Origin of the sequence: Burkholderia sp. lig30 (assembly GCF_000687455.2) — a bacterium.
In the GTDB taxonomy this organism is placed as follows: domain Bacteria; phylum Pseudomonadota; class Gammaproteobacteria; order Burkholderiales; family Burkholderiaceae; genus Burkholderia.
Window position 1 is genome coordinate 36705 of sequence record NZ_JGVW01000066.1, and the last position, 22462, is coordinate 59166.

Here is a 22462-nt window from a genome sequence, read left to right on the forward strand (position 1 = left end):
ACCAACCCGTAGCCAACTGAAAAATCCACAATCGAGCAATGTACGCAGCTGCCTGGCCTCCTTCGAAAACGCACTGAACACCTGCGTCGATGCAGTGATTGCATCCACCTTGGTATTCGTCCCGGACCTGTTGTAAATAACGGTCCGGCGATGTCGCTCGAATCGAGTTATCACATCCAGATTCGTGCGCCTGCATTTTCAAGAGACCACAAACATGCGTATTCTCAATACGATGGCGGCTCGCGCCATCCCGCTCGTTCCCCGTTCGCTGATCCGTAAGATCTCCCGCCGCTATATCGCGGGCGAAACACTCTACGATGCCCGCACGCGCATTCAGGCGCTCCACACAGCAGGTTTCCGAACAACCGTCGATGTGCTCGGCGAGACTGCGTCCTCGTCTGATCAGGCAGAGTCGATGACTCGCGACTATCTCAATCTCGTCCAGGCGCTCGGTGCGGAAAATGAGCCCGCCGAGCTTTCGATAAAATTGACCGCACTGGGGCTGCATCTCGACGAAGACGCGTGCATCGCACGAGTCTCGACGATTCTGCGATCGGCAGCATCACACGGGATCAGCGCATGCATCGACATGGAAGACATTAGTTGCACCGAGAAAACGCTCGACGCGTTCTTGAAGCTCGAAGCCGACGGATTTGCAGTCGGAATCGCACTACAAGCGTATTTGAGGCGCACGAACAATGACATCGTTCCACTGCAGGCGCGCAAGAGCCGCATGCGCATTTGCAAGGGAATTTATGCAGAGGCAAACGAATATCTCGTCGACGGTGCATCGAAGGATCGGGCAACGATCAATGCGCACTTTGTTCGACACGTATCGAGCGCGATTCTGGCGGGATCATTTGTGGGCATTGCAACCCACGATGCACAATTGATCGATGCGTTGATCAATTGGCTGCAACGCGAGCGGATCGACAGATCACGATTCGAGTTCCAGATGTTGCTGGGGGTCTGCGAAACGCTGCGTGACGCTCTGCTTGCGCAAGGATTTAACGTGCGCGTATATGTGCCATACGGTCATGACTGGTACGGCTACAGTACCCGGCGAATCAAGGAAAGTCCGCGAATTGCAGGATATATCCTAGCGGCGATGATACGCGGCGATCGGGCGCGCTAACAGTTACAGCAGCATCGGCGGAGCGGGACCGATCAGGTCGATGGTTCCGCTCTTTGCGTTTATCGAAGATGATCGTAAAGCCATTGCGCTGCGCAAAGCGGTCTACGTATCGAACGGCTGCTTTCGAGAAGTCCGGCAGGCCGCTTCGGGTCGGTGCACGACATCCACAGAAATCCACGAAGAACAAAAAAAGCGCGCGACGGCCGCAACCGTCGCGCGCTTTTCCGTTGGGTGCCGTCAACGCCGCGAAGCGAGTCGCCTCACGACCGACACGAGCGCGTCGACCTCGTCGCACGTGTTGTAGAACGCAAGCGACGGCCGCACCGTCGCTTCGAGCCCGAAGCGGCGCAAAATCGGCTGCGCGCAGTGATGGCCGGAGCGCACCGCGATGCCTTCCTCGTTCAGCGCCCGCCCCACTTCCTCGGTCTCGTAGCCCTTCAGCACGAACGACAGCACGCTCGCCTGGTCGCGCGCGGTGCCGACGAGACGCACGCCCGGCACCGGCGCGAGCACGCTCGTCGCATATGCGAGCAGGTCGTGCTCGTAGCGCGCGATGTTGTCGATGCCGACCCGGCTCACGTAGTCGAGCGCCGCGCCGAGCCCGACCGCGTCCGCGATGTTGCCCGTGCCGGCCTCGAAACGGTTCGGCGGCGGCTGGAACAGCGTGCGCTCGAAGGTCACGTCGGCGATCATGTTGCCGCCCCCCTGCCACGGCGGCATGTCGTCGAGGATCGCCCGCTTGCCGTACACGACGCCAATCCCGGTCGGGCCGTAGATCTTGTGCCCGGAGAACACGAAGAAATCGGCATCGAGCGCCTGCACGTCCACCCGCATGTGCGAGATCGACTGCGCGCCGTCGACCAGCGCCTTCGCGCCCGCGCGATGCGCAAGCTCGACGATCTCCTTCACCGGCACGACCGTGCCCAGCGCGTTCGACACCTGCGTGACGGACACGATCTTCGTGCGATCGTTGAGCAGCTTCCGGTACTCGTCGAGCAGGACCTGCCCCGAATCGTCGACGGGAATCACGCGCAGCGTCGCGCCCTTCTGCGCGGCAAGCTGCTGCCACGGCACGATGTTCGCGTGATGCTCGAGATGCGACACGACGATCTCGTCGCCTTCGCCGACGTTCTGCGCGCCCCAGGTCTTCGCGATCAGGTTGATCGCCTCGGTCGTGCCGCGCACGAACACGATCTCGTCCGACGACGCCGCACCGATGAAGCGCCGCACCGTATCGCGCGCATGCTCGTAGGCATCCGTCGCGCGACCGGCGAGCGTATGCGCGGCGCGGTGGATGTTCGAGTTCTCGTGCGCGTAGAAATACGCGAGCCGGTCGATCACAGCCTGCGGCTTGTGCGTCGTCGCGGCGTTGTCGAACCAGACCAACTGCTTGCCGTTGACGCGCTCCTGCAGGATCGGGAAATCGCGGCGGATCGCGTTGACGTCGAACGGCGGATGCGCGCCGCGATACGCGTCCCCTTGAGGCGCGCCGCCCGCGAGCGCATGCGGCTCGACCGCGCGTGCATCGTCGATGAAGTAGCGCGGCACGTCCTGGCCCGCCGCGCGCGACAGCGGCACGTCGCGACGCAGCGCCAGCAGCTCGCGCAGCGCGTCTTCGTCGGGCAGCCCGAACGCGCCGGCCGACGCGGGCCCGTGGTCGGGCACCACGATGTCCTGCGCGCCCGCTTGCCAGCCGTGCTGCGTCGCATCGGTGAAGTAGTACGGCGACGGCGTGGCGGGCGCGGCCGCGTCCCGCGACGCGAGGCCGTTCGCCTGCGGCACGCCGAGCAGCGCGCCGCCGACCCGCGGCTCGAGCGCCGGGGCGACCGATACCGCGTTGTCGGGCAGGCCGTTCTGCGCGGCCGCGTGCGGCGCGAGCGCCGGCGCGCGGTTGCCGAGCGACAGCACGTGCGTCGGCGCGGACGGCGCGAGGTTCGCGCCCGGCACCTTGCCCTGCGGCAGCGCGAGGCCCGGCACGCCGGTTCCCGTGCCGCCCGGCCCGGCCAGCGGCGAGCCCGCGGGCGCGGGATTGCCGACCGACGCGAGGATCGGCGCGGCAGCCGGCAACGCCGACGGCACGCCGCCCACGGCACCGCTGCCGGCCGACAGCCCCGGTGCGGCAGCCTGCCCCGGCAGCGCCGAGAAGAACTCCGTCGCGAGCCGCGCCAGCGTGGCCGGATCGGGCAGCCCGGCCGGCAGCGGCGCGTGCGGCAGCGCGTCGGGATTAACGGTAGGTGTCGGGGTAGTCATGGTACTTGCCGATTTCCACGTCATCGAGGACAGCCAGCGCATCCGGCGAATGGACCGCGAGCGAGCAGTACAGCGAGATCAGGTAGGACGCGATCGCCTGGTTGTTGATCCCCATGAAGCGCACCGACAACCCCGGCCCCTGTTCGCCCGCGACGCCCGGCTGATACAGGCCGACAACGCCTTGCCGCTTGTCGCCGACGCGCAGCAGCAGGATCTTGGTCTTGCCGTCCGCGACCGGCACCTTGTCCGACGGAATCAGCGGAATGCCGCGCCACGTGAGGAACTGCGAACCGAACAGGCTGACGGTCGGCGGCGGCACGCCGCGCCGCGTGCATTCGCGGCCGAACGCGGCGATCGCGAGCGGATGCGCGAGGAAGAACGCCGGCTCCTTCCACACCTTCGTCAGCAGCTCGTCGAGATCGTCGGGCGTCGGCGCGCCGGTCAGCGGGAACACGCGCTGCTCGTCCGCGACGTTCGCCAGCAGGCCGTAGTCGGGATTGTTGATGAGCTGGCTCTCCTGCAGCTCCTTGATCGTCTCGATCGTCAGGCGAAGCTGCTCCTTCACCTGGTCGTGCGGGCTGCTGTAGAGGTCGGAGATCCGCGTGTGAACGTCGAGCACCGTGCTCACGGCGTTCAGGAAATATTCGCGAGGCGTTTCCTCGTAAGGCACGAACGTGCGCGGCAGGATGCGCTCGTCCTCCAGCTGCGTGCAGGTGGCCCGCACGGCTTCGGGATTCTTCACCTGGTTCAGGCGATAGATGCCCGCCTCGACCGGCACCCATTGCAGCAGGTGCGTGAGCCAGCGCGGCGTAATCGTGGAAAGCTGCGGGACGGTCTTGGTGGCGTTCGCTAGTTGGCGTGCGGCGTGATCGCTCAGTGCCGCCGAACCGCTTGCTGCAGTCGACATGTGTGGCTCCGGGTTCCTAAGATGAAAAACTGCTTTGCTTATGACAAGCGCTGATTATCGGAAGCACGACCCGGCCGGCTCAACATGCTATAGCCGGCAGGTCGCGCGTTTGGGGTTATGGACGGGAAGGCGCGCCGTGTCAGGCGACGAGCACGCCGGCCGCGGCAGGCAGCAGCGTCGCGATCGACACGTCGAAGGCCCGCGCGAGCTTGAGCGCGGTGACGATCGACGCGATCGACTCGCCGCGCTCGATCTCGCCGACGTACGAGCGATTCAGGCCGGCGTATTCGGCGAGCTGCTCCTGCGACCAGGTGCGCGCCTCGCGCAGCCGGCGCACCGTCGCGCCGAAGGTACGGATCAGTTCGGTCATGATGCAGCCCCTGCGACAGAAAGTTGGGCGGCCGGCGCGCGGTGCGTCTGCGTCGCCTCGCTGCGCAGCACCGCTTGCGTGACATGGCTGCCGGCCGGCACGTCCTGCGTCAGCCAGACGTTGCCGCCGATCACCGCGCCGCGCCCGATCGTCACGCGGCCGAGGATCGTCGCGCCTGCGTAGATCACGACGTCGTCCTCGACGATCGGATGGCGCGCCAGCCCCTTTTCCAGATGGCCGGCCGCGTCGCGCGGGAAGCGTTTCGCGCCGAGCGTCACCGCCTGGTAGACGCGCACGCGCTCGCCGATCACCGCGGTCTCGCCGATCACGACGCCGGTGCCGTGATCGATGAAAAAGCCGCCGCCGATGCGCGCGCCCGGATGAATGTCGATGCCGGTCTCCGCGTGCGCCTGCTCGGCGATGATCCGCGCGAGGAGCGGCAGGCCGAGCCCGTACAGTTCGTGCGCGAGGCGGTGGTGGATCATCGCGAGCACGCCGGGGTAGCACAGCAGCACCTCGTCGACACTGCCCGCCGCCGGATCGCCATGAAACGCCGCCAGCACGTCGCTGTCGAGCAGGCGGCGGATCTCCGGCAGCCGCGCGGCGAACGCCTGCACGGCCGCATCCGCGTTCCCGGCGCCGGCCTCGTCCGAATTGCGCTGACGCGCGGCGTAGCGCAATTCCAGCTTCACCTGCGCGAGCAACGCATGCAGCGCCGCGTCGAGCGCGTGGGCGACATAGAAGTTTTCGCTTTCCTGGCGCAGATCGGGCGGCCCGAGGCGCATCGGGAACAGCACTCCCTTCAGCGCGCCGACGATCTGCGCGAGCGCTTCGCGGGCCGGCAGGTCACGCCCGCCCGGCTCGAGCGAGCGCCGCTGTTTTTCCCGCCAGGCGCGACGCACCGTCTGCAGGGACTGGACGATGTCGTCGATGTCGAATGCGGCCACAGTCTGGTTCTCCGTTCGGTTGCGGTTCAATCCTGGCGCCACGGCAGGCCCTGGAAGCGCCAGCCGTTCTGGCCGCCGCGGCGCTGGCGCGCGTCGAGATCGCCCTCGAAGCCTTCGAGCACGTTGAAGACCTGCGTGAAGCCGGCCTTCGCCGCCGCGTCGGCCGCCTGCGCCGAGCGGTTGCCGCTGCGGCACAGCAGCAGGATCACCGCGTCCTTGCCGGTCCTGGCCTCCAGCTCGCGCGCGAAACGCGGATTGCGCGTCAGGCTCGTTCCCGTCGCCCACGGCACATGCAGCGAGTCCGGCACGTGACCGACGAACTTCCGTTCTTCCGCGGTGCGCACGTCCACCAGCAGCGCGTCGCCGGCAGAAAAAAGCGCCCACGCCGCCGTCGGCGTCACCCCGCCCGCGTATGCGAGGCCGGCCGCCGCGGCTGCGTCGCGCGCGTCGTCGAGCGCCCGTTGCGTCGCGGTGCGTTCTTCCAGTGCAAACGTCATGATTCTTCCTTCCCGATTGGTCCGATTCGCGTTTTTCCCGGCGGGGACAGTGGCCTGCTGTCTATAGCCGTCAAGGCAACTATGCGAGGGCGGCCTGCGAAGCGGAACCAATAAATTTTCATTTCCAAATCAGCGCGGCGCGAAACGGAATCGGGGGGGCGGCTCGGGGCGAAGTGCAGGCGACGGTATGCGTGCCGGGTGTCGCCGGACGCCGGGACGTCGGCGGCCGCTTCATGCCGTCCGATCGCGGACGCCGGATCGCAGGCGCGATTCCGGCCAGTCGAGTCAATCAGGATCACTTACTAAAATTAAGCAAGGATGAAAGCATGGCAGTCATCGGCCGTGACCGCGCTGAGGTCAGGCCGATACGCATGCAATGGATGGAATGGAAGCAGTCGACCGGGCGTCCGGGTCGGAATATGCGCCGTTGCGCGTTATGACGTCGGCGCTCGGAAGGAACCAAGCAGGGATCGAATCGCGGACGAGGATGCGCCCGCCTTGCTCGAATCCCCACGGGGCGCGAGCGGTGCGGCCACGCGCGCCGTGCGTGCCGTGCGTGCGACGCTCGTGCGTGAGCGTGTGCCGCGACCGGGAGGCAATGCGTGCGCTTACAGCGCGCGCACGATGCCGCCGTCGACGCGGATGTTCTGCCCGGTGATGTAGCCCGCGCCGTCGGACAGCAGGAACGCGACCGTCTTCGCGATTTCCTGCGTCTTGCCGAAGCGTCCCGCCGGAATCCGCGCGACGATCTCCGGCGTTTCCGGCCAGCTGTCGATGAAGCCCGGCAGCACCGCGTTCATCCGGATGTTGTGGGCCGCATAGCACTCCGCATAAAGGCGCGTCCATGCATCGAGCGCGGCGCGCAGCGTCGACGACACCGGCATCGGCTGTTCGGGCGCGACCGCCGCGAAGCTCGAGATGTTCACCGCCGCGCCGCCGCCCTGGGCCAGAAAGATCGGCGTCACGCGGCGCATCACCCGGACGACGTTGAGCAGCAGCAGATCGAGCGCGCCGTGCCAGCTCTCGTCGGCGATCGACAGCAGGTCGCCCTTCGGCGGGTGACCGGTGTTGTTCACGACCGCGTCGATGCGGCCGTAGCGCGCCATCGTCTCGCCGATCAGCCGCTCGATGTCGGCGTCCTCGGTCACCGAGCCCTCGAGACCGAACCCGCCCAGCTCGCCAGCCAGCGCAGCCGCGCCGCCGGACGGCGACATCAGCGCGACGCGGTAGCCCGTCGCCGCCAGTTCCCGCGCGATCGCCGCGCCCATGCCCTTGCCTGCTGCCGTCACGACGGCCACTTTTTCTACTGTCACAATGCGCTCCAGAATGTCGTTGCCGCGACGCATGCCGGTATTTCACGCCGCATCGTGGTACTTTAGGTACGCCAGTTCGCGCTGTCGAATCATTATTTTTTCGCTCAGACAATAGATTTTCTACTGCCATACGATGCATGCCAAACGTCCCGCCCGGCTGCCGCCGCTTAATGCGCTTCGTGCGTTCGAGGTGTCCGCGCGGCACCTGAATTTCCGTATCGCCGCCGACGAGATCGGCGTGACGCAAGGGGCGGTCGCGCAGCAGGTGCGCCATCTGGAAGACGCGCTCGGCGTCAGGCTGTTCGAGCGCGTGCCGCGCGGCCTCGCGCTGACGCTCGACGGCGCGGCCTATTTTTCGGACGTGCGGCGCGCGCTCGACGCGATCGCCGACGCGACCGACCGGCTGGCCAGGCGGCGCGCCAGCCTGACGATCAGCACGACGCCGTCGTTCGCGTCGAAGTGGCTGATCCCGCGCCTGTCGAGTTTCACCGACGCGCATCCGGCCGTCGACGTCAGGGTGATCGCCGACCAGCGGCTGGCGACCTTCCGCGACGACGGCGTCGACCTCGCGATACGCTACGGCAAGCCGCCGTTCGGCAAGGGATTGGCCGCCGACCTGCTGTTTCCGCTCGACGTCTACGCGGTATGCAGCCCGTCGCTGCCGGCCGGGCCGGACGCGCTCGCTCGCCCCCGCGACCTCGCCGGCCACGTGCTGCTGCATGACGCGCACGATCTGTGGCCGGAGTTCCTGGCCGCGCTTCCGGAACCGGTCGCGGTCGATTCGGCCAAGGGGCCGCGCTTCAACCAGTCGTCGCTCGCGATCGACGCCGCGATCGCAGGCCAGGGCATCGCACTCGCCAGCGATCCGCTCGTCGAGCGCGACATCGCCGCCGGACGGCTGCGGCGCCTGTTCGACTTCGCGTTTCCGCTGTCGCTCGGCTTCTACATCGTCTATCCAGTCGAGCGCCGCGATGCCGGCGACGCCGCGACGATGCGCGACTGGCTGATTCTTCAGGCGCGACGGGAAGCCGGCCCGGCAGCCTGAGCGTGCTTCGGCGCGAAGCGTCGGTTGCCCTTGAGTGCGCGGAGGCTGCTGAGAACGACGGCAACGGACATTTGTGCGGCCTGCCGGGCGCGCGTGCAAACAAACGTTGCCAGTCGAATGAGTGACATGAATCGCGTTTCAATACATCAGCTTCCTACCTTCACCGGCGGCAGGAATTTTCCGGGCACGCCCGGTTGTTGAAAGAGAATTGTTGCGATGTCTCCGTCAGCCACGGCGATATCCGGCTTCCCGTCGCCGTTCAGATCGGCGATTGCAACGGACAGCGGCTGCAGCACGCCTGCATAGTTGACGGCAGGCAGGAAGACGCCCGGCCGGCCGGGATCCTGCAGCAAGACCGATACGCTGCCGGTCGTCGATAACGCCCCCGCGTTGGCCACCACGAGGTCGGGTTTGCCGTCGCCGTTGAGATCTCCGATCGCAACGTCCTGGGAACGTGCGCCTGTGGGATAGTTGGCCGGAGCCAGAAAGCTACCGGGATGTGCCGGATCCTGAAGCAACACGGACACGCTCGCCGTATCGGGATTGGACGGCGTACCCTCGTTCGCGACGATGACATCAAGCAGGTGATCGCCATTCACGTCCGCCAACTTCAGTGCCACAGGCTGGGCGCCCGCCGCAAATTCCGTTGGAGGAAGAAAGCTTCCCGGGTGCGCTGCATCTTGCAACAGCACCGCGACATCCCCGTTGCCATTGTTGTCCTGGGTCAACGCGACGAGATCCTGCTTGCCATCCCCGTTCACGTCACCAATGGCGACTGCGACAGCCGATTTGCCAACCGCCACCGAGGTGGGCGGCAGGAATGACCCCGGCGGGCCCACTGGATTCTGAATCAGGACTGCCAGATTGGGACTCACTGTGGCCACAACGATGTCTGGTTTACCGTCACCATTCAAATCGCCGACGGCGAGGCCGGTGGGGTGCCCGCCCACCGGCACGACAACAGGCGGCAGGAAGGTCCCGGGATTAGCGTGATCCTGGATAAAAATCGATACGCTGCCGGCGCCGTTGTTGGAAACCACAAGATCGAGCCTGCCGTCACCATCCAGATCAGCGGCTACGACCATCTGCGGATCACTACCGGTAGCGTAGTGCACACCGGGCGCGAATGTGCCTGCCGCCGATGGGCGCTGGAGAACTACCGCGACAAATCCCGAGTGTGGCGGCGCTGAACTGACGAAGGTCGTTGCAACGGCGAGGTCCTGCAGCCCGTCCGAATTGAAGTCTCCGACAACAATGGAAGAGGGGAGATTGAAGGGGGCTGGCCCCCCACCACCACCATCCCCTCCTCCTTCGCCGCCGCACGAGAGAAGCAGAATCGTGGCTAGTACGATACATGCACGCAATTTTGGCCGCATGTCCGTCTCCTTCGCACTCTTACCGCATGACCTGATTATAGAAACTGAATTTGCACGGACATAGTCGCCCGACGGGACGGAGGCGAAAATAGCCCGTCCAGGCGGCGGGTTATTTAAAGCGGCGTGAGTGGCGCACTCACCGGATGCGAACAGCCAGATTAGTGGCCCATGCTGCTGATCGGCACGACTGCTTTTAACATGGCAGGACTTGATGAATCACTGTTTCACCCACTGCTCAACGGATTCATCGACTGGACACGCAATCAACCGGTCGCGCCGAAAAAAACCAGCAATCGCGCAGTAGGCAGGCCCTTCAAAGCCTCGATTGTTTCGACGAATGTGCGTTGCCTGCTGGAGAGCCGACATACAAATGTCAGCGTGAGAACCGTGGCCAGCGTCGGCAGCTGGCCGGATCCCGCCCGATGTCGAACTTCCCGGTCGACGCCGAGCGACCACCCGATACTCCACATAGCGGCCATTCAAACCACACGCTTTCATGCACAGACATTCAAGAAACGGCCACCGGACTGGACTTGCGCCATTCCTCCCGGCGGCCGTACGCGGTGCCGGTCAGCATTCGCCCTTTTTCGCGTGCCCGGGCGGACAGTGATCGTGCCCGTGATGGTGGCGACGCTCCTCCCATTCGTCACGGTCCCAATAGCGGCGCCCGTCCCAGTAACGGTCCCCGTGCCATCCGGGCGACACGACGACCACCGGTGCCGGTGCGACCACGACGGGCGGCGGTACGCCAATATTGATGCCGACCGCAACGTCGGCGGCATTCGCAAGTCCTGACGCGCCGATTCCAATACCCGCTAGCGCCGCGGCGATGAAGAGCTGTTTCATGTTATCCCCCGAAAGAGCAGCAACACATTGTCGGTCGACCATCTCACACGTAGCCGCCGTTGTTCAATCTCACGTAGTGTGCGGCGTTGTCATGTCCGTTTCAATGCGAACTTGTAATAGCTTGTGCGACTGATAGCGAGCAAGGCAGAAGTCTATGAGCTCGCGCGTCGCCAGCCACAATATCAGAATGGCCAGAAGAGGAAGTGGCGATGATGTCGCGCGCGAACCGCGCGAGGGGGCCGCGTTTCGGGGCCGAGTCGAGCACGGGGATCGATGACTCGGGCACGCAGCGCCATGTCATAGAACGCACCCACCATCGGCAACGCGCTGTGCGCCCCTTCACCCCAATAGTCGTTGCCGAGCGTCACACGTGCATCGTCGAAACCCACCCACGCGCCCGCGACCAGTTGCGGATGCATCAGGATGAACCAGCTATCGGTGTTGTCCTGCGTCGTGCCCGTCTTGCCGGCAACGTCGGCGTGAATCCCGAAGCGGGTTCGGATGCCCGCGCCGGTGCCCCGGTTCACGACGTCGCGCATCACGTCGACGAGCGTTTGCGCTGCGCTGGCCGGTAGCGCCGGTTCCGGCGACACGCTCGGGAATGCTGCGAGTACCTTGCCGTTGTAATCCTCGATGCGCGTCACCATGCGCGGCTCGATATACGCGCCGCGGTTTGCAATCGTGCAATACGCCGAGACCATTTCTTTCAGCGTGACCGGGCTTGTGCCCAGTGCGAGCGACGGCACCGCTTCGAGCGGACTTTCGCGCACGCCCATCGCGCGCGCAAGCCGTGCGACCTTCTCGGGGCCTTCCTTTTGCATGAGCTGAGCGGTGACCCGGTTGCGCGAATACGCGAGTGCGTCGCGCAGCGTCATCGGTTCGCCAGTGGGCGGCTCCGCGTCGGTCGGCCGCCAGATCGCATGTCCGCTCAGGGGAATGGCGACGTTCCGGTCGACGATCGTATCGCCCGGCCGCGCGCCGTCCGCAAAGGCCGCGCCGTAGACGAACGGCTTGAACGTCGAGCCCGGCTGACGCCGCGCCTGCTGCACGTGATCGAACGGCTCGTCGCCGAAGTCGCGACTGCCGACCCATGCCTTGATATCTCCGTTGCGTGGATCGATCGCGACAAAGCCCGCCTGGATCTGCGCTTTGCTCCGGCACAGTGCGCGGATGAACGTGGGGTCCGCGGCGAGCTTCCTGAGCGCGGCCCGATCCGACTGACCCGCGTCGCGCGCGGCGCGGTAGTCGGGCGTCTGCCGGATCAGCGACTGGAACAGGTCGTTGCCCGGCGCGCAGCCCGTGCGTTCGTTCCATGCCGCGTTCGCGATCCATTGCAACTGGTTCGTCTGCCAGTCCATCGCCTGCGTCGCCATTGCCTGCAGACGGGAATCGATGGTCGTGCGCACGACGAGCCCGTCGGCATAAATGTTGTAGCCGTTGCGATCGGCCCATCCGGTCAGCCACTTGCGCAATTGCGCTGCAAAATGCGGCGCGGGGCCCGGTGACGCGGTTTGCCGCTCGAAATCGACGTTGAGCGGTTGCCGCTTCAACCATTCATACGCAGCGGGCTTGAGCTTCCCGTACTTGTTCATCTGCCCGAGCACCGTGTTGCGCCGCTGCAAGGCGCGCTCGGGATTGAGCACCGGGTTATAGGCGCTGTTGGCCTTCAGCATGCCGACTAGCGTTGCGCTTTCGAGGATGTCGAGCTGAGCGGCCGATTTGCCGAAGTAGGTGCGTGCGGCCATTTCCACGCCGTATGCGTTATACAGGAACGGCACCGTGTTCAGGTACGTCTCGAGAATCTGGTCCTTGCTGTACACGGCTTCGATCTTGAATGCCGTAATCGCTTCCTTGAGCTTGCGGGTGAGGGTCGGCGCACGGCCGATTTTGTCGGGATACAGATTGCGCGCGAGCTGCTGCGTGATCGTCGAGCCGCCTTGCCGGTCACCTGAAAACGTGTGCAGCGCGGCCGACGCGGTGCGCGTCCAGTCGATGCCGTGATGCTCGTAGAAGCGCCGGTCTTCGGTCGCGGTCAATGCGTCCACCACATAGGGCGAGATCTGCTTGAGCGACACCCATTCGCGATTGAGCGGCTTGAATTCTGCGAGCAGTTTGCCGTCAGCGGACACGAGCAACGCGGGTCGATCGACACGGGCTTTGCGGATGTCGCCGATGCCGGGTGTAAACGGCACGAGCGCGAGCACGTACAGCAGGAACAGCGCTGGCACCGCGCCGACTGTCAGCGCGATGCCGCGTCGCGTCGGGTGCCTCAAGCCGCGCAGCGCGGCAATGAAGACGAGTCTGGCTTTCGTTCTGCCGGCAGCGGCCAGCGGCTGGATGCGGGCGAGCCACCTTGTGCAATGCTGACGAAACAAGGACAGGTATCGGCGATTCACGGTGACGACGCGCAGGCGGAAAAGGCGGGATCGTACCAAAGCGCAACGGCGTTTCTGCCGTCCAAACAGGGCTGCCGCCCGCGCCATTAACAGACGATTACATTTGTTTCGAGTGGATGACCGTCGCTGCTGCGGCCCCGTTTCGGGTCTTGGAAACACGTCCACTGCAACGGCGGCTCTCGCGCTACAGTGAACATCTTCCCGATGCTTTTGAGTCAACCGCCTTCACACGAAAATTGACGCGAGGTCGAGCAATGCAACTTCAAACCGGTAACCTGTTCAGCTTCGAAGGGACGCGCGGCGGCGACGAGCGGATCGACATGCTTGTCACAGGTCGGCACGTGAATGTGGAGCGGATCGTGTCGATGGGACACGCGAGTCCCGAGGGGTTCTGGTATGACGACTCGCGCGCCGAATGGGTGGTGCTGCTGTCGGGGGCGGCCGTGCTCGAGTTCGAAGAGGACTCGACGCTGCACGACATGCGTCCGGGCGACTACGTGCTGATCGAGCCGCATTGCCGGCATCGCGTCGCGTGGACGCATGCGGAAGAGCAAACCGTCTGGCTCGCGATCTATTGCGAACGCTGAATCGAGCGCCAATTCATATGTATATCCGGAGACCCGATCTGACCGGTTGCTGGCCGCCACTCGCCTGATGTGACAGACAGCCGTCGACCATAGAGCGTCCGTTTTTTTCTGTCGTTTAAAGCACCGTTCGCAGGGCAACGGCGCGCTCCGACGCCCACGTGCGGCATTAGCTCGTCAGGAAACCGGTGGCAGTCACCTTGGAGTAAGCCGATGCTGGCCGTCAGCCACGACGCGACACAAGAGCATGGCCAAAAATTCAGCTCCCGGTTGTAAATCAACCTATACTTTTCAAGGATTGGTCGCACGTCGACGATCCGATTCCCCCGGAGTCCAGTACAAGTCCCATGCCGACGGCAGTCTGCAGCCCGTGAATAAGGATGGAACTACAATTCGGACGTGAACGCTCAAGAACCGAAAGCATTATGCCTTCCTCTCATCTCCTGACTGGAGAATTGACGTCATGAAGCCATTAATCATTGCGGTTCTGGCGTTCGTGCTCGCCGGATGCGCTGCGAACCAAAGCATGTCAAACAATGCGCCGGCGTCGCGCATGGAAAGCTGCAAGGTCACGTCAGATCAAGAGATTGCGGCGTTGTTTGATCGATGGAATCAGTCACTGCAAACCGGTGATCCCCACAAGGTGGTCGCCAACTATGCGGAGCGATCGATTCTTCTTCCAACGGTATCCAACAAGCCGCGCTTGACCGTCGCTGACAAAGAGGAATACTTCCATCATTTTCTACAAGATGGCCCGTCCGGAAAGATTGACTTCCGCTACATTGAACTGGGGTGCAATTCTGCTGTGGATGCCGGTCTTTACACATTTACCTTCGCAAGAACTGGAGCGGTTGTTAAGGCCCGCTATACCTACACATATCACTGGGATGGGGTGCAATGGCTAATTACAAGCCATCACTCGTCGGTCATGCCGGAGAAGAAGTAACAGCGGCATGCATTTAAGTTACCTGTGGACAAGAAGGTGACTTGACGAAGAAAGGGCGGATTTGCTGAACGGCCGCCCTGTTGCTTTTGATCGGTAGTATTCGACGCCGAGTTACCCTGAAAACCTGGTTGGCATATGGACGGCTTTCGATCGGCTTGTGAAAACGTGTTGATCGCCTATAGTTAGTCAATGCGTTTTCCGACGGTGGCCCACGAAGGGATTCATCAAAAAGTGCAAGGCAGGCGGATACCGTTGGCCGAGGCAAAGATGTTCGATGGTTTAATTGTAGCGTTCGGAGTCCTATCCTCGTCCGCACGATGTCGACCTCTCCTACATGGCTCAAGGAACTCGCCAACGGCGCCCGCGATACGATCCCGATGATGGTCGGCGCGGCCCCCTTTGGCGTAATCTTTGGCACGCTCGTCACCTCTGGCCCGCTGCATCTCTGGCACGGCCAGCTGATGTCGCTCACCGTCTTCGCCGGCTCGGCGCAGTTCATCGCGCTCGGGCTCCTCGCCGGCCACGCAAGCCTGATCGTCGTCTGGGCAACGACTTTCATCGTCAATCTGAGGCATTTACTCTACAGTGCGACGCTCGCGCCTTACGTTGCACGACTGTCTCCACGCTGGCGCTGGACGCTCGCCGCCCTCCTGACTGACGAGGTGTTCGCCGTCACCTATAACCACTACCGGCTTGCGCCGCCCGGCGCGATCGGCCCACATTACTTTCTGGGCTCTGGTCTTGCGATGTACGCCAACTGGCAGATCTGGACGCTCGTCGGGCTGCTGTTCGGCGCCGCCTTTCCACACCTGCAGTCGCTTGGCCTCGACTTCGCGATGGTCGCCACGTTCATCGCGATCGTCGTGCCGCAACTCGTTGCACTGCGCTATATAGCTGCGGCTGTGGCCGCCGGCGCGCTCGCCTGGCTCTGCCACGACTGGCCGTACAAGCTCGGGCTGCTGGTTGCCGTAGCAGGCGGCGTGGCTGTCGGCGTCGTGCTGTCGCGATCCCATGAGCGGCTTGCCGCGACAAGGAGTGAGTGAGGCGATGAGCTACGTCGTTCTTATCCTTGGCATGGCCATCATCACCTGTCTGATTCGCGCAGCCGTCTTCGTGCTCGGCGAACGCGTCGTCTTTCCGCCGCTTGTGCGCACCGCGCTTGAGTTCGTGCCCGTCACCGTGCTCACGGCCATCATCGTGCCGATGGCCGTCGCGCCGCACGGCGGCGACGCCGAACTGACCTGGCGCAACCCGCAGCTCGTCGGCGCGCTTGCCGCATGCGGCGTCTCGGCGCTCACGCGCCGCCCCCTGCTCACGATTGCCTTCGGACTGGCGGTGTTTTTTGTCTGGCAGAGCCTTCTTGCCCGCTAAAGCGTAAAGATCTAACAAGCGGTGGACTTGAGCTGCTCCACTTGCAGCCCGAAGAGCGGACGAAGACGCGTGCCAAGCACGTTTCCGAAAAATGCCGCCGTGAGCCACAGCCAGGCGTGCAGGCTCCCCGAGACGATGCCGCTGAAGTACGCGCCGATCGTGCAGCCATACGCGAGCTTGGCACCATAGCCAAGCAGCAAACCGCCCACGATGGCGGCGACGAGCGAGCGCACCGGCAACCGCCATACCGGCGCAAAGCGGCCGGCCAGCGCTGTTGCAAGCATGCCGCCCAGCACGATGCCGACGTCAATAACGGAGTTCACGTCATGCGAAAGCGGCGCCGCGAGCGCCGCGGCCTGGCTGTTGCTCGCCCAAAATGGCCAACTTGCAACGTCGACGCCAAGGGCCGATGCCGTTTTCCCGCCCCACAGCGCGAAAGCCGACGTGAGGATCAGCGGCTGCCCTGACAGCGCCAGCACGATGAAGTTGAGACCGGCGAGCGCAACCGCTCCCGTCATGAGGGGCCACGGTCCGTGCAGCCACGTCGACGTATTGCGGCCCGTTCGACTGTGCGCTGCGACGAGTCGGCCGTGGCGTCGCCTTTCAATGAAAATGGTGAGTGCCACGATGGCCGCGAATACGATCCAGTTGACTGCAAGCGCGGGCCAGACGCCAAGCGCCTCGATGAGCGAAAACGCCTTCAACGCAGGCAGCGCGGCCCAGAACGCCATATGCGCGGTCGCCATGAGCGCGCCTGCGATGAATGCGCCGAGCGTCACGATCTTGCGCGTGCCGCCTCCGCCCACGGTGTACAGCGTTCCGACGGCGCATCCGTCACCGATCTGCATACCGACACCGAACAGGAACGCACCGACCGCCACCGAGATGCCCGCCGGAGACACATGGCCAGTCACCGGCATGCCGAATAGCGAACCGGCCGAGAGGACAGGAAAAAATAGCGTGACTGCCACAGCGAGCATGACCATCTCGGCGCGCAGACCAGCGCCGCGACCGTCGGCAATGAATAATCGCCACGCCGACGTGAAGCCGAACGCGGCGTGATAGAACACAACGCCAAGCAATGCGCCTACCAAGTAAAGCGCGGCCTGCCGGGCATTGACGGTTTGTGCGAGATACCACGCTCCGGCAATGATCAAGATAGCGGCGACGCCGAGCGGTTTTGGATTGACGTCAGTACGGCGCGGTATCGGCGGGGCTACATCGCTCATTTCGGGCTCGGGAGAAGTGAGCAGCTATCAGTCCAGCAACACTATGACGACCCCACTTCGACAACCTGATGGAAGCTTGTTGACCTAACGAGGCATCAGGACTCGGTGAGACAGCGAAGCCTGACGAGGGCAGCGTACGGCGCCCCGATCCCGTTTTATTGGTGCACTTAAGTTTGAACTTCCGAATCTTCTCGGCAGGTGTTCGACATATTCAATGGAGTATAGGCTGGGCGCTGCAAGAATTCTGGTCTCGGAAACAAGTCCACTGCAACGGCGGCTCCCGCGCTACAGTGGACGTCTTCACGACGCCTTTGAGTCAACCGCTTTCACACGAAAATTGACGCGAGGTCGAACAATGCAACTTCAAACCGGTAACCTGTTCAGCTTCGAAGGGACGCGCGGCGTCGATGAGCGGATCGACATGCTTGTCACAGGTCGGCACGTGAACGTGGAGCGGATCGTGTCGATGGGACACGCGAGTCCCGAGGGATTCTGGTATGACGACTCGCGCGCCGAATGGGTTGTGCTGCTGTCGGGGGCGGCCGCGCTCGAGTTCGAAGAGGACTCGATGCTGCACGACATGAGTCCGGGCGACTACGTGCTGATCGAGCCGCATTGCCGGCATCGCGTCGCGTGGACGCATGCGGAAGAGCCAACCGTCTGGCTTGCGATCTATTGCGAACGCTGAATCGAGCGCCAATTCATATGCCTATCCGGCGCCCCGATCTGACCGGTTGCGGGCCGCCACCCGCCTGATGTGACAGACAGCCGTCGACCCACTGCCGACCTTCGATCAATGCCGGCCAATGCCCGCTTCGCATCCGGGTTTGGTCGCACGGTAAATGAACGCGAGATCCGTGCCGAACAGACCGAGAATGCTACCGCGCGCGGCTCGAATTTTTCGCTCGTGACTTAAACCGCGCAACCTCTTTGTCGGTGAGCACGTAATCATTGCAGTCATGCAGGCGGGCAAAGGCGAGATCCAGAAATGCCCGCACTCGTTTGGGCTGAGCAGTCCGGTTTCCGTAGTAAAGATGCAACCCGATGTGAGTGCTCATATGCTCGATGAGAACCGGCACCAGTCGTCCAGCCCGGATATGGGATGCCGCCGAGAAATTCGCAAGCTGTCCTATAACCTGGCCGGCGAGAACGGCCTGCAGTTCGAGTTCACTGTCGTTGGTCGCGAACGCAGGGGACATCTGCCGGTGTTCGAGCTTGCCATCCACGCTCAGGTACCAGGGTGCTACCTTGCCAGTGACCGAATGGCGGAACACACTACACCGGTGTGCCGTCAACTCATCGAGAGTCGATGGTGTTCCGTGCAAGTCGAGATATCGCGGCGCTGCACACACGATCATCTGGATCGGAAAGAGCTGCCGACCGATTACCCCCTCACTGGCCGACACCCCGATCCGGAAGCCAGCATCGACACGATCGAGCACCCAGTTGCCGATGCCATCATCGAGTTGGACATCTGGCTCAATACCAGGGTGCTCGCGACAGAACTCGTCGAGCAGCGGCATGAGGATATCGTCTCATCGACACCGCTGCGTCCTATAAGAATGAGGAGGCCACCGGGCGCGGCCTCAAGCGTTGCGGGGTTCCGCGCGACCAGCTTTTTGTCACGAGCAAACTGTGGGTTGAGGATGCTGGCTACGAACGCGCCCGCATGGCCATCGACAAGTCGCTGAAGCGACTCGACCTGGATTACCTTGATCTGTTCCTGATCCACCAGCCATTCTCGGACGTTCACGGCGCGTGGCGCGCGATGGAGGAGGCGCATCGCGCGGGCAAATTGCGCGCGATCGGACTGAGCAACTTTCAGCCGGATCGACTCATGGACATCACGGCGTTTAACGAGGTCAAGCCTGCGGTCAACCAGATCGAGATCAACCCATTCCACCAGCAGGCCGAGAACGGCGCAGCATGAACAGGAACGGCACGATCGCGCAGCCGATGAAAAACGGCACGCGCCAGCCCCATGCACCGATCTGCTGCGCGGACAGCCATTGGTTCAGCGCGTAACCGATAGCCGCCGCCACGACGATCGCAACCTGCTGGCTCGCCGACTGCCAACTCGTGTAAAAGCCCTTGTTATCGGGCGTCGCCATTTCCGCGAGATAGACAGACACGCCGCCCAGTTCCGCGCCCGCCGAGAAGCCCTGCAACAGACGCCCGAGCAGCACGAGCGCTGGCGCGAGCAGGCCGATGGTCGCGTACCCCGGCACGCAGGCAATCAGAATGGTGCCGCTCGCCATGATCGACAGCGTCACGATCAGCCCGGTGCGCCGTCCGACCTTGTCGATATACGCGCCGAGAAAGATCGCGCCGAGTGGACGCATCAGAAAGCCCGCGCCGAACACCGCGAAGGTGAGCATCAGCGAGGCGAACTCGCTGGTGGACGGGAAAAAGATCTTCGAGATCGATGTCGCGTAGAAGCCGAACAGAAAGAAATCGAACTGTTCGATGAAATTGCCGCTGGTCACGCGCAATACGGCGGCGGCCCTCGCCATGGGCGAAACGCCGGACGTAGCGGCGATCGATTCTGTGCGGTTCATTGCGTCTCCTGCTTCTTATCTATAGTGATGGGCGCCCAAGGCGCCCTGGTGACTGCTAATCCGAACTGAGGCTCAGTGTGTTGCGTTGCCGCTTCTCTATCGACGATTTGAGCAACGCCGCCGAGCGGAAGATGCCGTGCGCGAACTTGCCGTAAGGCAGCGTGGCGAACAGCGCCATCACGATGCCGAGATGAATCGCGAGCAGCGACGGCATCGCCGAGGTCGTGCGGAGCGCGAGCAGCGCGAGACCGGATGCGCTCGTCAGAAGCAGGAGCGCGATGAAGCCGCGGTCCATCGGACGCTGACGGGCATCGCCCCGCTCCGGAACGCGTTTCAGGTTCAGCCACAGCAGTCCCGCCGGCCCCGCAATCAGTCCGACGCCGCCCGCGGTTCCCAGCAGCACCGGCACGCTCAGAAACGGATACGGCGCTTCCAGACCGAATGCATAGTGATAGAGCGTCGCGACTGCGGTTGCCGCAAAGCACAGCATGAAGCCGTAGAACGTCAGGTGATAGAAACGGCGCCGCGCCAGCGTGAAGGCATCGTTCTCTTCGTTGCAGCCGTCGCCATGGCCGCCGTCCAGGTACTTGAGCGTCAGCGCGTTCTTGGCCGCTTCCGCGACGGCTGGCGCGCTCGCACTCGCCGTTCCTGCCGACACGTCGCGCCAGAAGCGCGTGACGCCCACGCCGAGCGCGAGCATGGCGAACAGGAAAACGATGCCAAACATCGCCGCGAGCAGGTTGTGCGGGAAGATCGCGTAGAAGTTCGCTGGCGCGACATCGCCCGACAAGCCGCCGTGCAATGCCGTACCGAGCAGCAGAAACAGCACGAGTCCGGCCGCCAGTGCAACCGACAAAGTCAGGCCGTTGCGCTTGTACAGCGCGCCGAACGACGCGGGAAACGCGTATTCGGTGTAGGTTTCGAGCCGGACTTCGGCCATCGCTTTCGGCACGTTCACGCCGAATTCGTGCGGCGGCGCGTATTGGCACGCGTGATAGCACGCGCCGCAGTTGTGGCAGAGATTCGCCAGATAGTTGACGTCCGACTTGCCGAATTCCAGGCGGCGCGTCATGGCCGGGAACACGGCGCAGAAGCCTTCGCAGTAGCGGCAGGCGTTGCAGATCTGCATCTGCCGTGCCACTTCGGTTTCGCCGGCGCTCATCGGCACAATGGGGATCACGCGCGCCGTGCTGCCGTGTGAAGTTTTTTTCGTATCGACCGATAACGCCGTGCGCGTGCGTTCGGGCGCGAGCGCGTCAGACTGCTGCACTGATTGCCTCCGTTGTTTTGAGTGCGGCGCGCGCGGCCTGCGTCCCGGCAATGCGCCCGAAGGCCGTGCCGATCGACATGCCGACGCCCGCTGTATAGCCCTTGCCGAGCACGTTGCCGGCCATCATTTCGCCGGCCACGAACAGGTTCTCACTGGCTTTGCCGCCGAAGTGAACCTGCGCGCGGTCATTGGTCTTTAGTCCGAGATACGTGAACGTGATGCCTGGCCGCAACGCATAACCGTAGAACGGCGGCGTCTCGATGCGGCGCGCCCAGTGCGTCTTGGGCGGCGCGAGACCTTCGGTGTGGCAGTCGTCGAGCGCGGTGTGGTCGAAGGTGCCGTCACGACATGAATCGTTATAGCGCGTGAGCGTTTCCATGAAGCGCGCTTCCGGCAGCCCGAGCTTGCGCGCGAGTTCCGGCAGCGTGTCGGCCTTTTCGCCCGGAAACACCGGCGGCATGAAGCGGCCGATTGCTTTCGAGTCGATGATCGAATAGCCGATCTGCCCCGGCTGATGCGCAACGAGCCGCCCCCAGATTGCATAGCGCTTCGGCCAGAAATCCTCGCCTTCGTCGTAGAAGCGCTCGGCGTCACGATTCACCACGACGCCCAGCGACACGCAGTCGATGCGTGTGCAGATGCCGCCGTCATACAGCGGCGCGCGTGCATCGATGGCGACGCAGTGCGACTGCGACGGGTCGCCGATCATGTCCGCACCGGCGTCGGTCATATGCTTGATGAGCACGCCCTTGTTGAAGCGCGTGCCGCGAATCAGGAAGTTGTCGGCGGGCCATTCGCCGCGCTCGTTTTGCCCCCACGCTTCGCGCAGCCATTCGCGATTTGATTCAAAGCCGCCTGCCGCCAGCACGCAGGCGCGCGCCTCGAAGCGCTGGCTGCCGCTGCGCGCCGCGATGAAGAGGCTGCCGTCGAGTTCAAGCGAATCGACGGGCGTTTCATAGCGGATATCGACGCCGAGCGCTTCGGCGCTGCGGTAATACGCGTTGACGAGCGCCTTGCCGCCGCCCATGAAGAACGCGTTGGTGCGTGCCACGTGCAGCGCGCCGGACAGCGGCGGCTGGAAGCGCACGCCGTGCTTCTGCATCCACGGCCGGCACGACGACGACGCGCGGATCGTCAGCCGCGCGAGATGCTCATTCGTGATGCCGCCGGTGACTTTCAACAGGTCCTGCCAGAATTCTTCTTCCGGATAGGCATCGACGAGCACGTCTTGCGGCGCATCGTGCATGCAGCGCAGATTGCGCGTGTGTTGTGAGTTGCCGCCGCGCCATTCGCGCGGCGCGGATTCGAGAAGCAGGACCGAGGCGCCCGCTTCGCGCGCCATCAATGCGGCACACAGCGCGGCATTGCCTCCTCCGATTACGAGCACATCGACCATCTGACTTGTCTCCTTTTGGACAAATC

19 protein-coding genes and 3 pseudogenes are annotated in these 22462 nt (G+C 63.8%); 8 read left to right on the forward strand and 14 right to left on the reverse strand.

Going from position 1 to position 22462, the window contains the following annotated elements; all coding sequences use genetic code 11:
* The first annotated feature begins 214 nt into the window (after positions 1-214).
* A complete protein-coding gene (locus tag LIG30_RS09045; RefSeq protein ID WP_038711445.1) occupies positions 215-1135 on the forward strand; it encodes a proline dehydrogenase family protein in 921 nt (306 codons plus the stop codon).
* A gap of 237 nt (positions 1136-1372) precedes the next feature.
* Here the strand turns inward: LIG30_RS09045 and LIG30_RS09050 are convergent, their stop codons facing one another.
* From LIG30_RS09050 to LIG30_RS09075, 6 genes are all read right to left on the reverse strand, one after another.
* Complete coding sequence (locus tag LIG30_RS09050; protein WP_038711447.1) at positions 1373-3385, reverse strand: family 2A encapsulin nanocompartment cargo protein cysteine desulfurase; 2013 nt, start codon at positions 3383-3385, stop codon at positions 1373-1375.
* A complete protein-coding gene (locus LIG30_RS09055) occupies positions 3360-4292 on the reverse strand; it encodes a family 2A encapsulin nanocompartment shell protein (protein WP_038711449.1) in 933 nt (310 codons plus the stop codon). Before LIG30_RS09055 ends, LIG30_RS09050 begins: the two co-directional genes overlap by 26 nt.
* A 139-nt stretch (positions 4293-4431) precedes the next feature.
* Positions 4432-4662 (reverse strand): helix-turn-helix domain-containing protein, encoded by a 231-nt coding sequence (locus tag LIG30_RS09060; protein ID WP_038711450.1) that lies wholly within the window; start codon positions 4660-4662, stop codon positions 4432-4434.
* The gene (epsC, locus tag LIG30_RS09065; protein ID WP_038711452.1) at positions 4659-5609 is read right to left on the reverse strand and encodes a serine O-acetyltransferase EpsC; all 951 of its coding nucleotides are present in this window, start codon (positions 5607-5609) and stop codon (positions 4659-4661) included. The genes LIG30_RS09060 and epsC overlap by 4 nt, the downstream gene beginning before the upstream one ends.
* A gap of 26 nt (positions 5610-5635) precedes the next feature.
* Positions 5636-6106 (reverse strand): rhodanese-like domain-containing protein, encoded by a 471-nt coding sequence (locus LIG30_RS09070; protein WP_038711454.1) that lies wholly within the window; start codon positions 6104-6106, stop codon positions 5636-5638.
* A 608-nt stretch (positions 6107-6714) separates the two neighbouring features.
* The gene (locus LIG30_RS09075; protein WP_038711494.1) at positions 6715-7419 is read right to left on the reverse strand and encodes an SDR family oxidoreductase; all 705 of its coding nucleotides are present in this window, start codon (positions 7417-7419) and stop codon (positions 6715-6717) included.
* Positions 7420-7552: 133 nt separating this feature from the next.
* Between LIG30_RS09075 and gcvA the strand changes: the two genes are divergently transcribed.
* On the forward strand, positions 7553-8464 hold the full coding sequence (gcvA, locus tag LIG30_RS09080) for a transcriptional regulator GcvA (RefSeq protein WP_038711457.1): 912 nt from the start codon (positions 7553-7555) through the stop codon (positions 8462-8464).
* Positions 8465-8610: 146 nt separating this feature from the next.
* Here gcvA and LIG30_RS09085 read toward each other — a convergent pair whose 3' ends face one another.
* The 3 genes from LIG30_RS09085 to LIG30_RS09090 form a co-directional block, all read right to left on the reverse strand.
* Positions 8611-9840 carry an FG-GAP repeat domain-containing protein gene (locus LIG30_RS09085; protein WP_083493965.1) on the reverse strand — a complete coding sequence of 410 codons (1230 nt, stop codon included), beginning with the start codon at positions 9838-9840 and terminating at the stop codon, positions 8611-8613.
* A 570-nt stretch (positions 9841-10410) separates the two neighbouring features.
* Positions 10411-10686: a hypothetical protein gene (locus tag LIG30_RS25195; protein WP_083493966.1), complete on the reverse strand. Its 276-nt coding sequence runs from the start codon at positions 10684-10686 to the stop codon at positions 10411-10413.
* 182 nt (positions 10687-10868) lie between these two features.
* Entirely contained in the window at positions 10869-13082 is a 2214-nt protein-coding gene (locus LIG30_RS09090; protein WP_038711461.1) for a transglycosylase domain-containing protein, read from the reverse strand.
* Between the two features lie 254 nt (positions 13083-13336).
* Between LIG30_RS09090 and LIG30_RS09095 the strand changes: the two genes are divergently transcribed.
* From LIG30_RS09095 to LIG30_RS09105, 4 genes are all read left to right on the forward strand, one after another.
* Positions 13337-13669: a cupin domain-containing protein gene (locus LIG30_RS09095; RefSeq protein WP_038711462.1), complete on the forward strand. Its 333-nt coding sequence runs from the start codon at positions 13337-13339 to the stop codon at positions 13667-13669.
* A gap of 460 nt (positions 13670-14129) precedes the next feature.
* Entirely contained in the window at positions 14130-14612 is a 483-nt protein-coding gene (locus LIG30_RS25200) for a DUF4440 domain-containing protein (RefSeq protein ID WP_038711463.1), read from the forward strand.
* A 317-nt stretch (positions 14613-14929) separates the two neighbouring features.
* Positions 14930-15655, forward strand: a complete 726-nt coding sequence (locus tag LIG30_RS09100) for an AzlC family ABC transporter permease (protein WP_038711464.1) — start codon at positions 14930-14932, stop codon at positions 15653-15655.
* Positions 15656-15659: 4 nt separating this feature from the next.
* Positions 15660-15983 (forward strand): AzlD domain-containing protein, encoded by a 324-nt coding sequence (locus tag LIG30_RS09105; protein ID WP_038711495.1) that lies wholly within the window; start codon positions 15660-15662, stop codon positions 15981-15983.
* Positions 15984-15994: 11 nt separating this feature from the next.
* Here the strand turns inward: LIG30_RS09105 and LIG30_RS09110 are convergent, their stop codons facing one another.
* On the reverse strand, positions 15995-17212 hold the full coding sequence (locus tag LIG30_RS09110) for a YeeE/YedE family protein (RefSeq protein ID WP_038711465.1): 1218 nt from the start codon (positions 17210-17212) through the stop codon (positions 15995-15997).
* A 355-nt stretch (positions 17213-17567) separates the two neighbouring features.
* On the opposite strand from LIG30_RS09110, the gene LIG30_RS09115 reads away from it, so the two are divergent.
* Positions 17568-17900: a cupin domain-containing protein gene (locus tag LIG30_RS09115; protein ID WP_038711467.1), complete on the forward strand. Its 333-nt coding sequence runs from the start codon at positions 17568-17570 to the stop codon at positions 17898-17900.
* Between the two features lie 190 nt (positions 17901-18090).
* On the opposite strand, the pseudogene LIG30_RS09120 reads toward LIG30_RS09115, so the two are convergent.
* Positions 18091-18741 (reverse strand): annotated as a pseudogene (locus LIG30_RS09120) (substrate binding domain-containing protein); the annotation flags it as partial.
* Between LIG30_RS09120 and LIG30_RS09125 the strand changes: the two are divergent.
* Positions 18738-19130, forward strand: a pseudogene (locus LIG30_RS09125) (aldo/keto reductase); the annotation flags it as partial. The pseudogenes LIG30_RS09120 and LIG30_RS09125 sit on opposite strands and share 4 nt — an antisense overlap.
* Here LIG30_RS09125 and LIG30_RS25205 read toward each other — a convergent pair.
* From LIG30_RS25205 to tcuA, 3 genes and pseudogenes are all read right to left on the reverse strand, one after another.
* Positions 19126-19770 (reverse strand): annotated as a pseudogene (locus LIG30_RS25205) (MFS transporter); the annotation flags it as partial. The pseudogenes LIG30_RS09125 and LIG30_RS25205 overlap by 5 nt on opposite strands.
* Positions 19771-19825: 55 nt before the next feature.
* A complete protein-coding gene (tcuB, locus tag LIG30_RS09135; RefSeq protein WP_038711470.1) occupies positions 19826-21040 on the reverse strand; it encodes a tricarballylate utilization 4Fe-4S protein TcuB in 1215 nt (404 codons plus the stop codon).
* Positions 21027-22436, reverse strand: coding sequence for an FAD-dependent tricarballylate dehydrogenase TcuA (tcuA, locus tag LIG30_RS09140; RefSeq protein ID WP_038711471.1), 1410 nt, complete (start codon positions 22434-22436; stop codon positions 21027-21029). The genes tcuB and tcuA overlap by 14 nt, the downstream gene beginning before the upstream one ends.
* Positions 22437-22462: the final 26 nt, after the last annotated feature.

Excerpts from the sequence above, each read along its gene's own strand:
- LIG30_RS09045 (WP_038711445.1), top strand. The coding sequence starts at position 215 with ATGCGTATTCTCAATACGATGGCGGCTCGCGCCATCCCGCTCGTTCCC.
- LIG30_RS09050 (WP_038711447.1), bottom strand. The coding sequence starts at position 3,385 with ATGACTACCCCGACACCTACCGTTAATCCCGACGCGCTGCCGCACGCG.
- LIG30_RS09055 (WP_038711449.1), bottom strand. The coding sequence starts at position 4,292 with ATGTCGACTGCAGCAAGCGGTTCGGCGGCACTGAGCGATCACGCCGCA.
- LIG30_RS09060 (WP_038711450.1), bottom strand. The coding sequence starts at position 4,662 with ATGACCGAACTGATCCGTACCTTCGGCGCGACGGTGCGCCGGCTGCGC.
- LIG30_RS09070 (WP_038711454.1), bottom strand. The coding sequence starts at position 6,106 with ATGACGTTTGCACTGGAAGAACGCACCGCGACGCAACGGGCGCTCGAC.
- gcvA (WP_038711457.1), top strand. The coding sequence starts at position 7,553 with ATGCATGCCAAACGTCCCGCCCGGCTGCCGCCGCTTAATGCGCTTCGT.
- LIG30_RS09085 (WP_083493965.1), bottom strand. The coding sequence starts at position 9,840 with ATGCGGCCAAAATTGCGTGCATGTATCGTACTAGCCACGATTCTGCTT.
- LIG30_RS25195 (WP_083493966.1), bottom strand. The coding sequence starts at position 10,686 with ATGAAACAGCTCTTCATCGCCGCGGCGCTAGCGGGTATTGGAATCGGC.
- LIG30_RS09095 (WP_038711462.1), top strand. The coding sequence starts at position 13,337 with ATGCAACTTCAAACCGGTAACCTGTTCAGCTTCGAAGGGACGCGCGGC.
- LIG30_RS25200 (WP_038711463.1), top strand. The coding sequence starts at position 14,130 with ATGAAGCCATTAATCATTGCGGTTCTGGCGTTCGTGCTCGCCGGATGC.
- LIG30_RS09100 (WP_038711464.1), top strand. The coding sequence starts at position 14,930 with ATGTCGACCTCTCCTACATGGCTCAAGGAACTCGCCAACGGCGCCCGC.
- LIG30_RS09105 (WP_038711495.1), top strand. The coding sequence starts at position 15,660 with ATGAGCTACGTCGTTCTTATCCTTGGCATGGCCATCATCACCTGTCTG.
- LIG30_RS09110 (WP_038711465.1), bottom strand. The coding sequence starts at position 17,212 with ATGAGCGATGTAGCCCCGCCGATACCGCGCCGTACTGACGTCAATCCA.
- LIG30_RS09115 (WP_038711467.1), top strand. The coding sequence starts at position 17,568 with ATGCAACTTCAAACCGGTAACCTGTTCAGCTTCGAAGGGACGCGCGGC.
- tcuA (WP_038711471.1), bottom strand. The coding sequence starts at position 22,436 with ATGGTCGATGTGCTCGTAATCGGAGGAGGCAATGCCGCGCTGTGTGCC.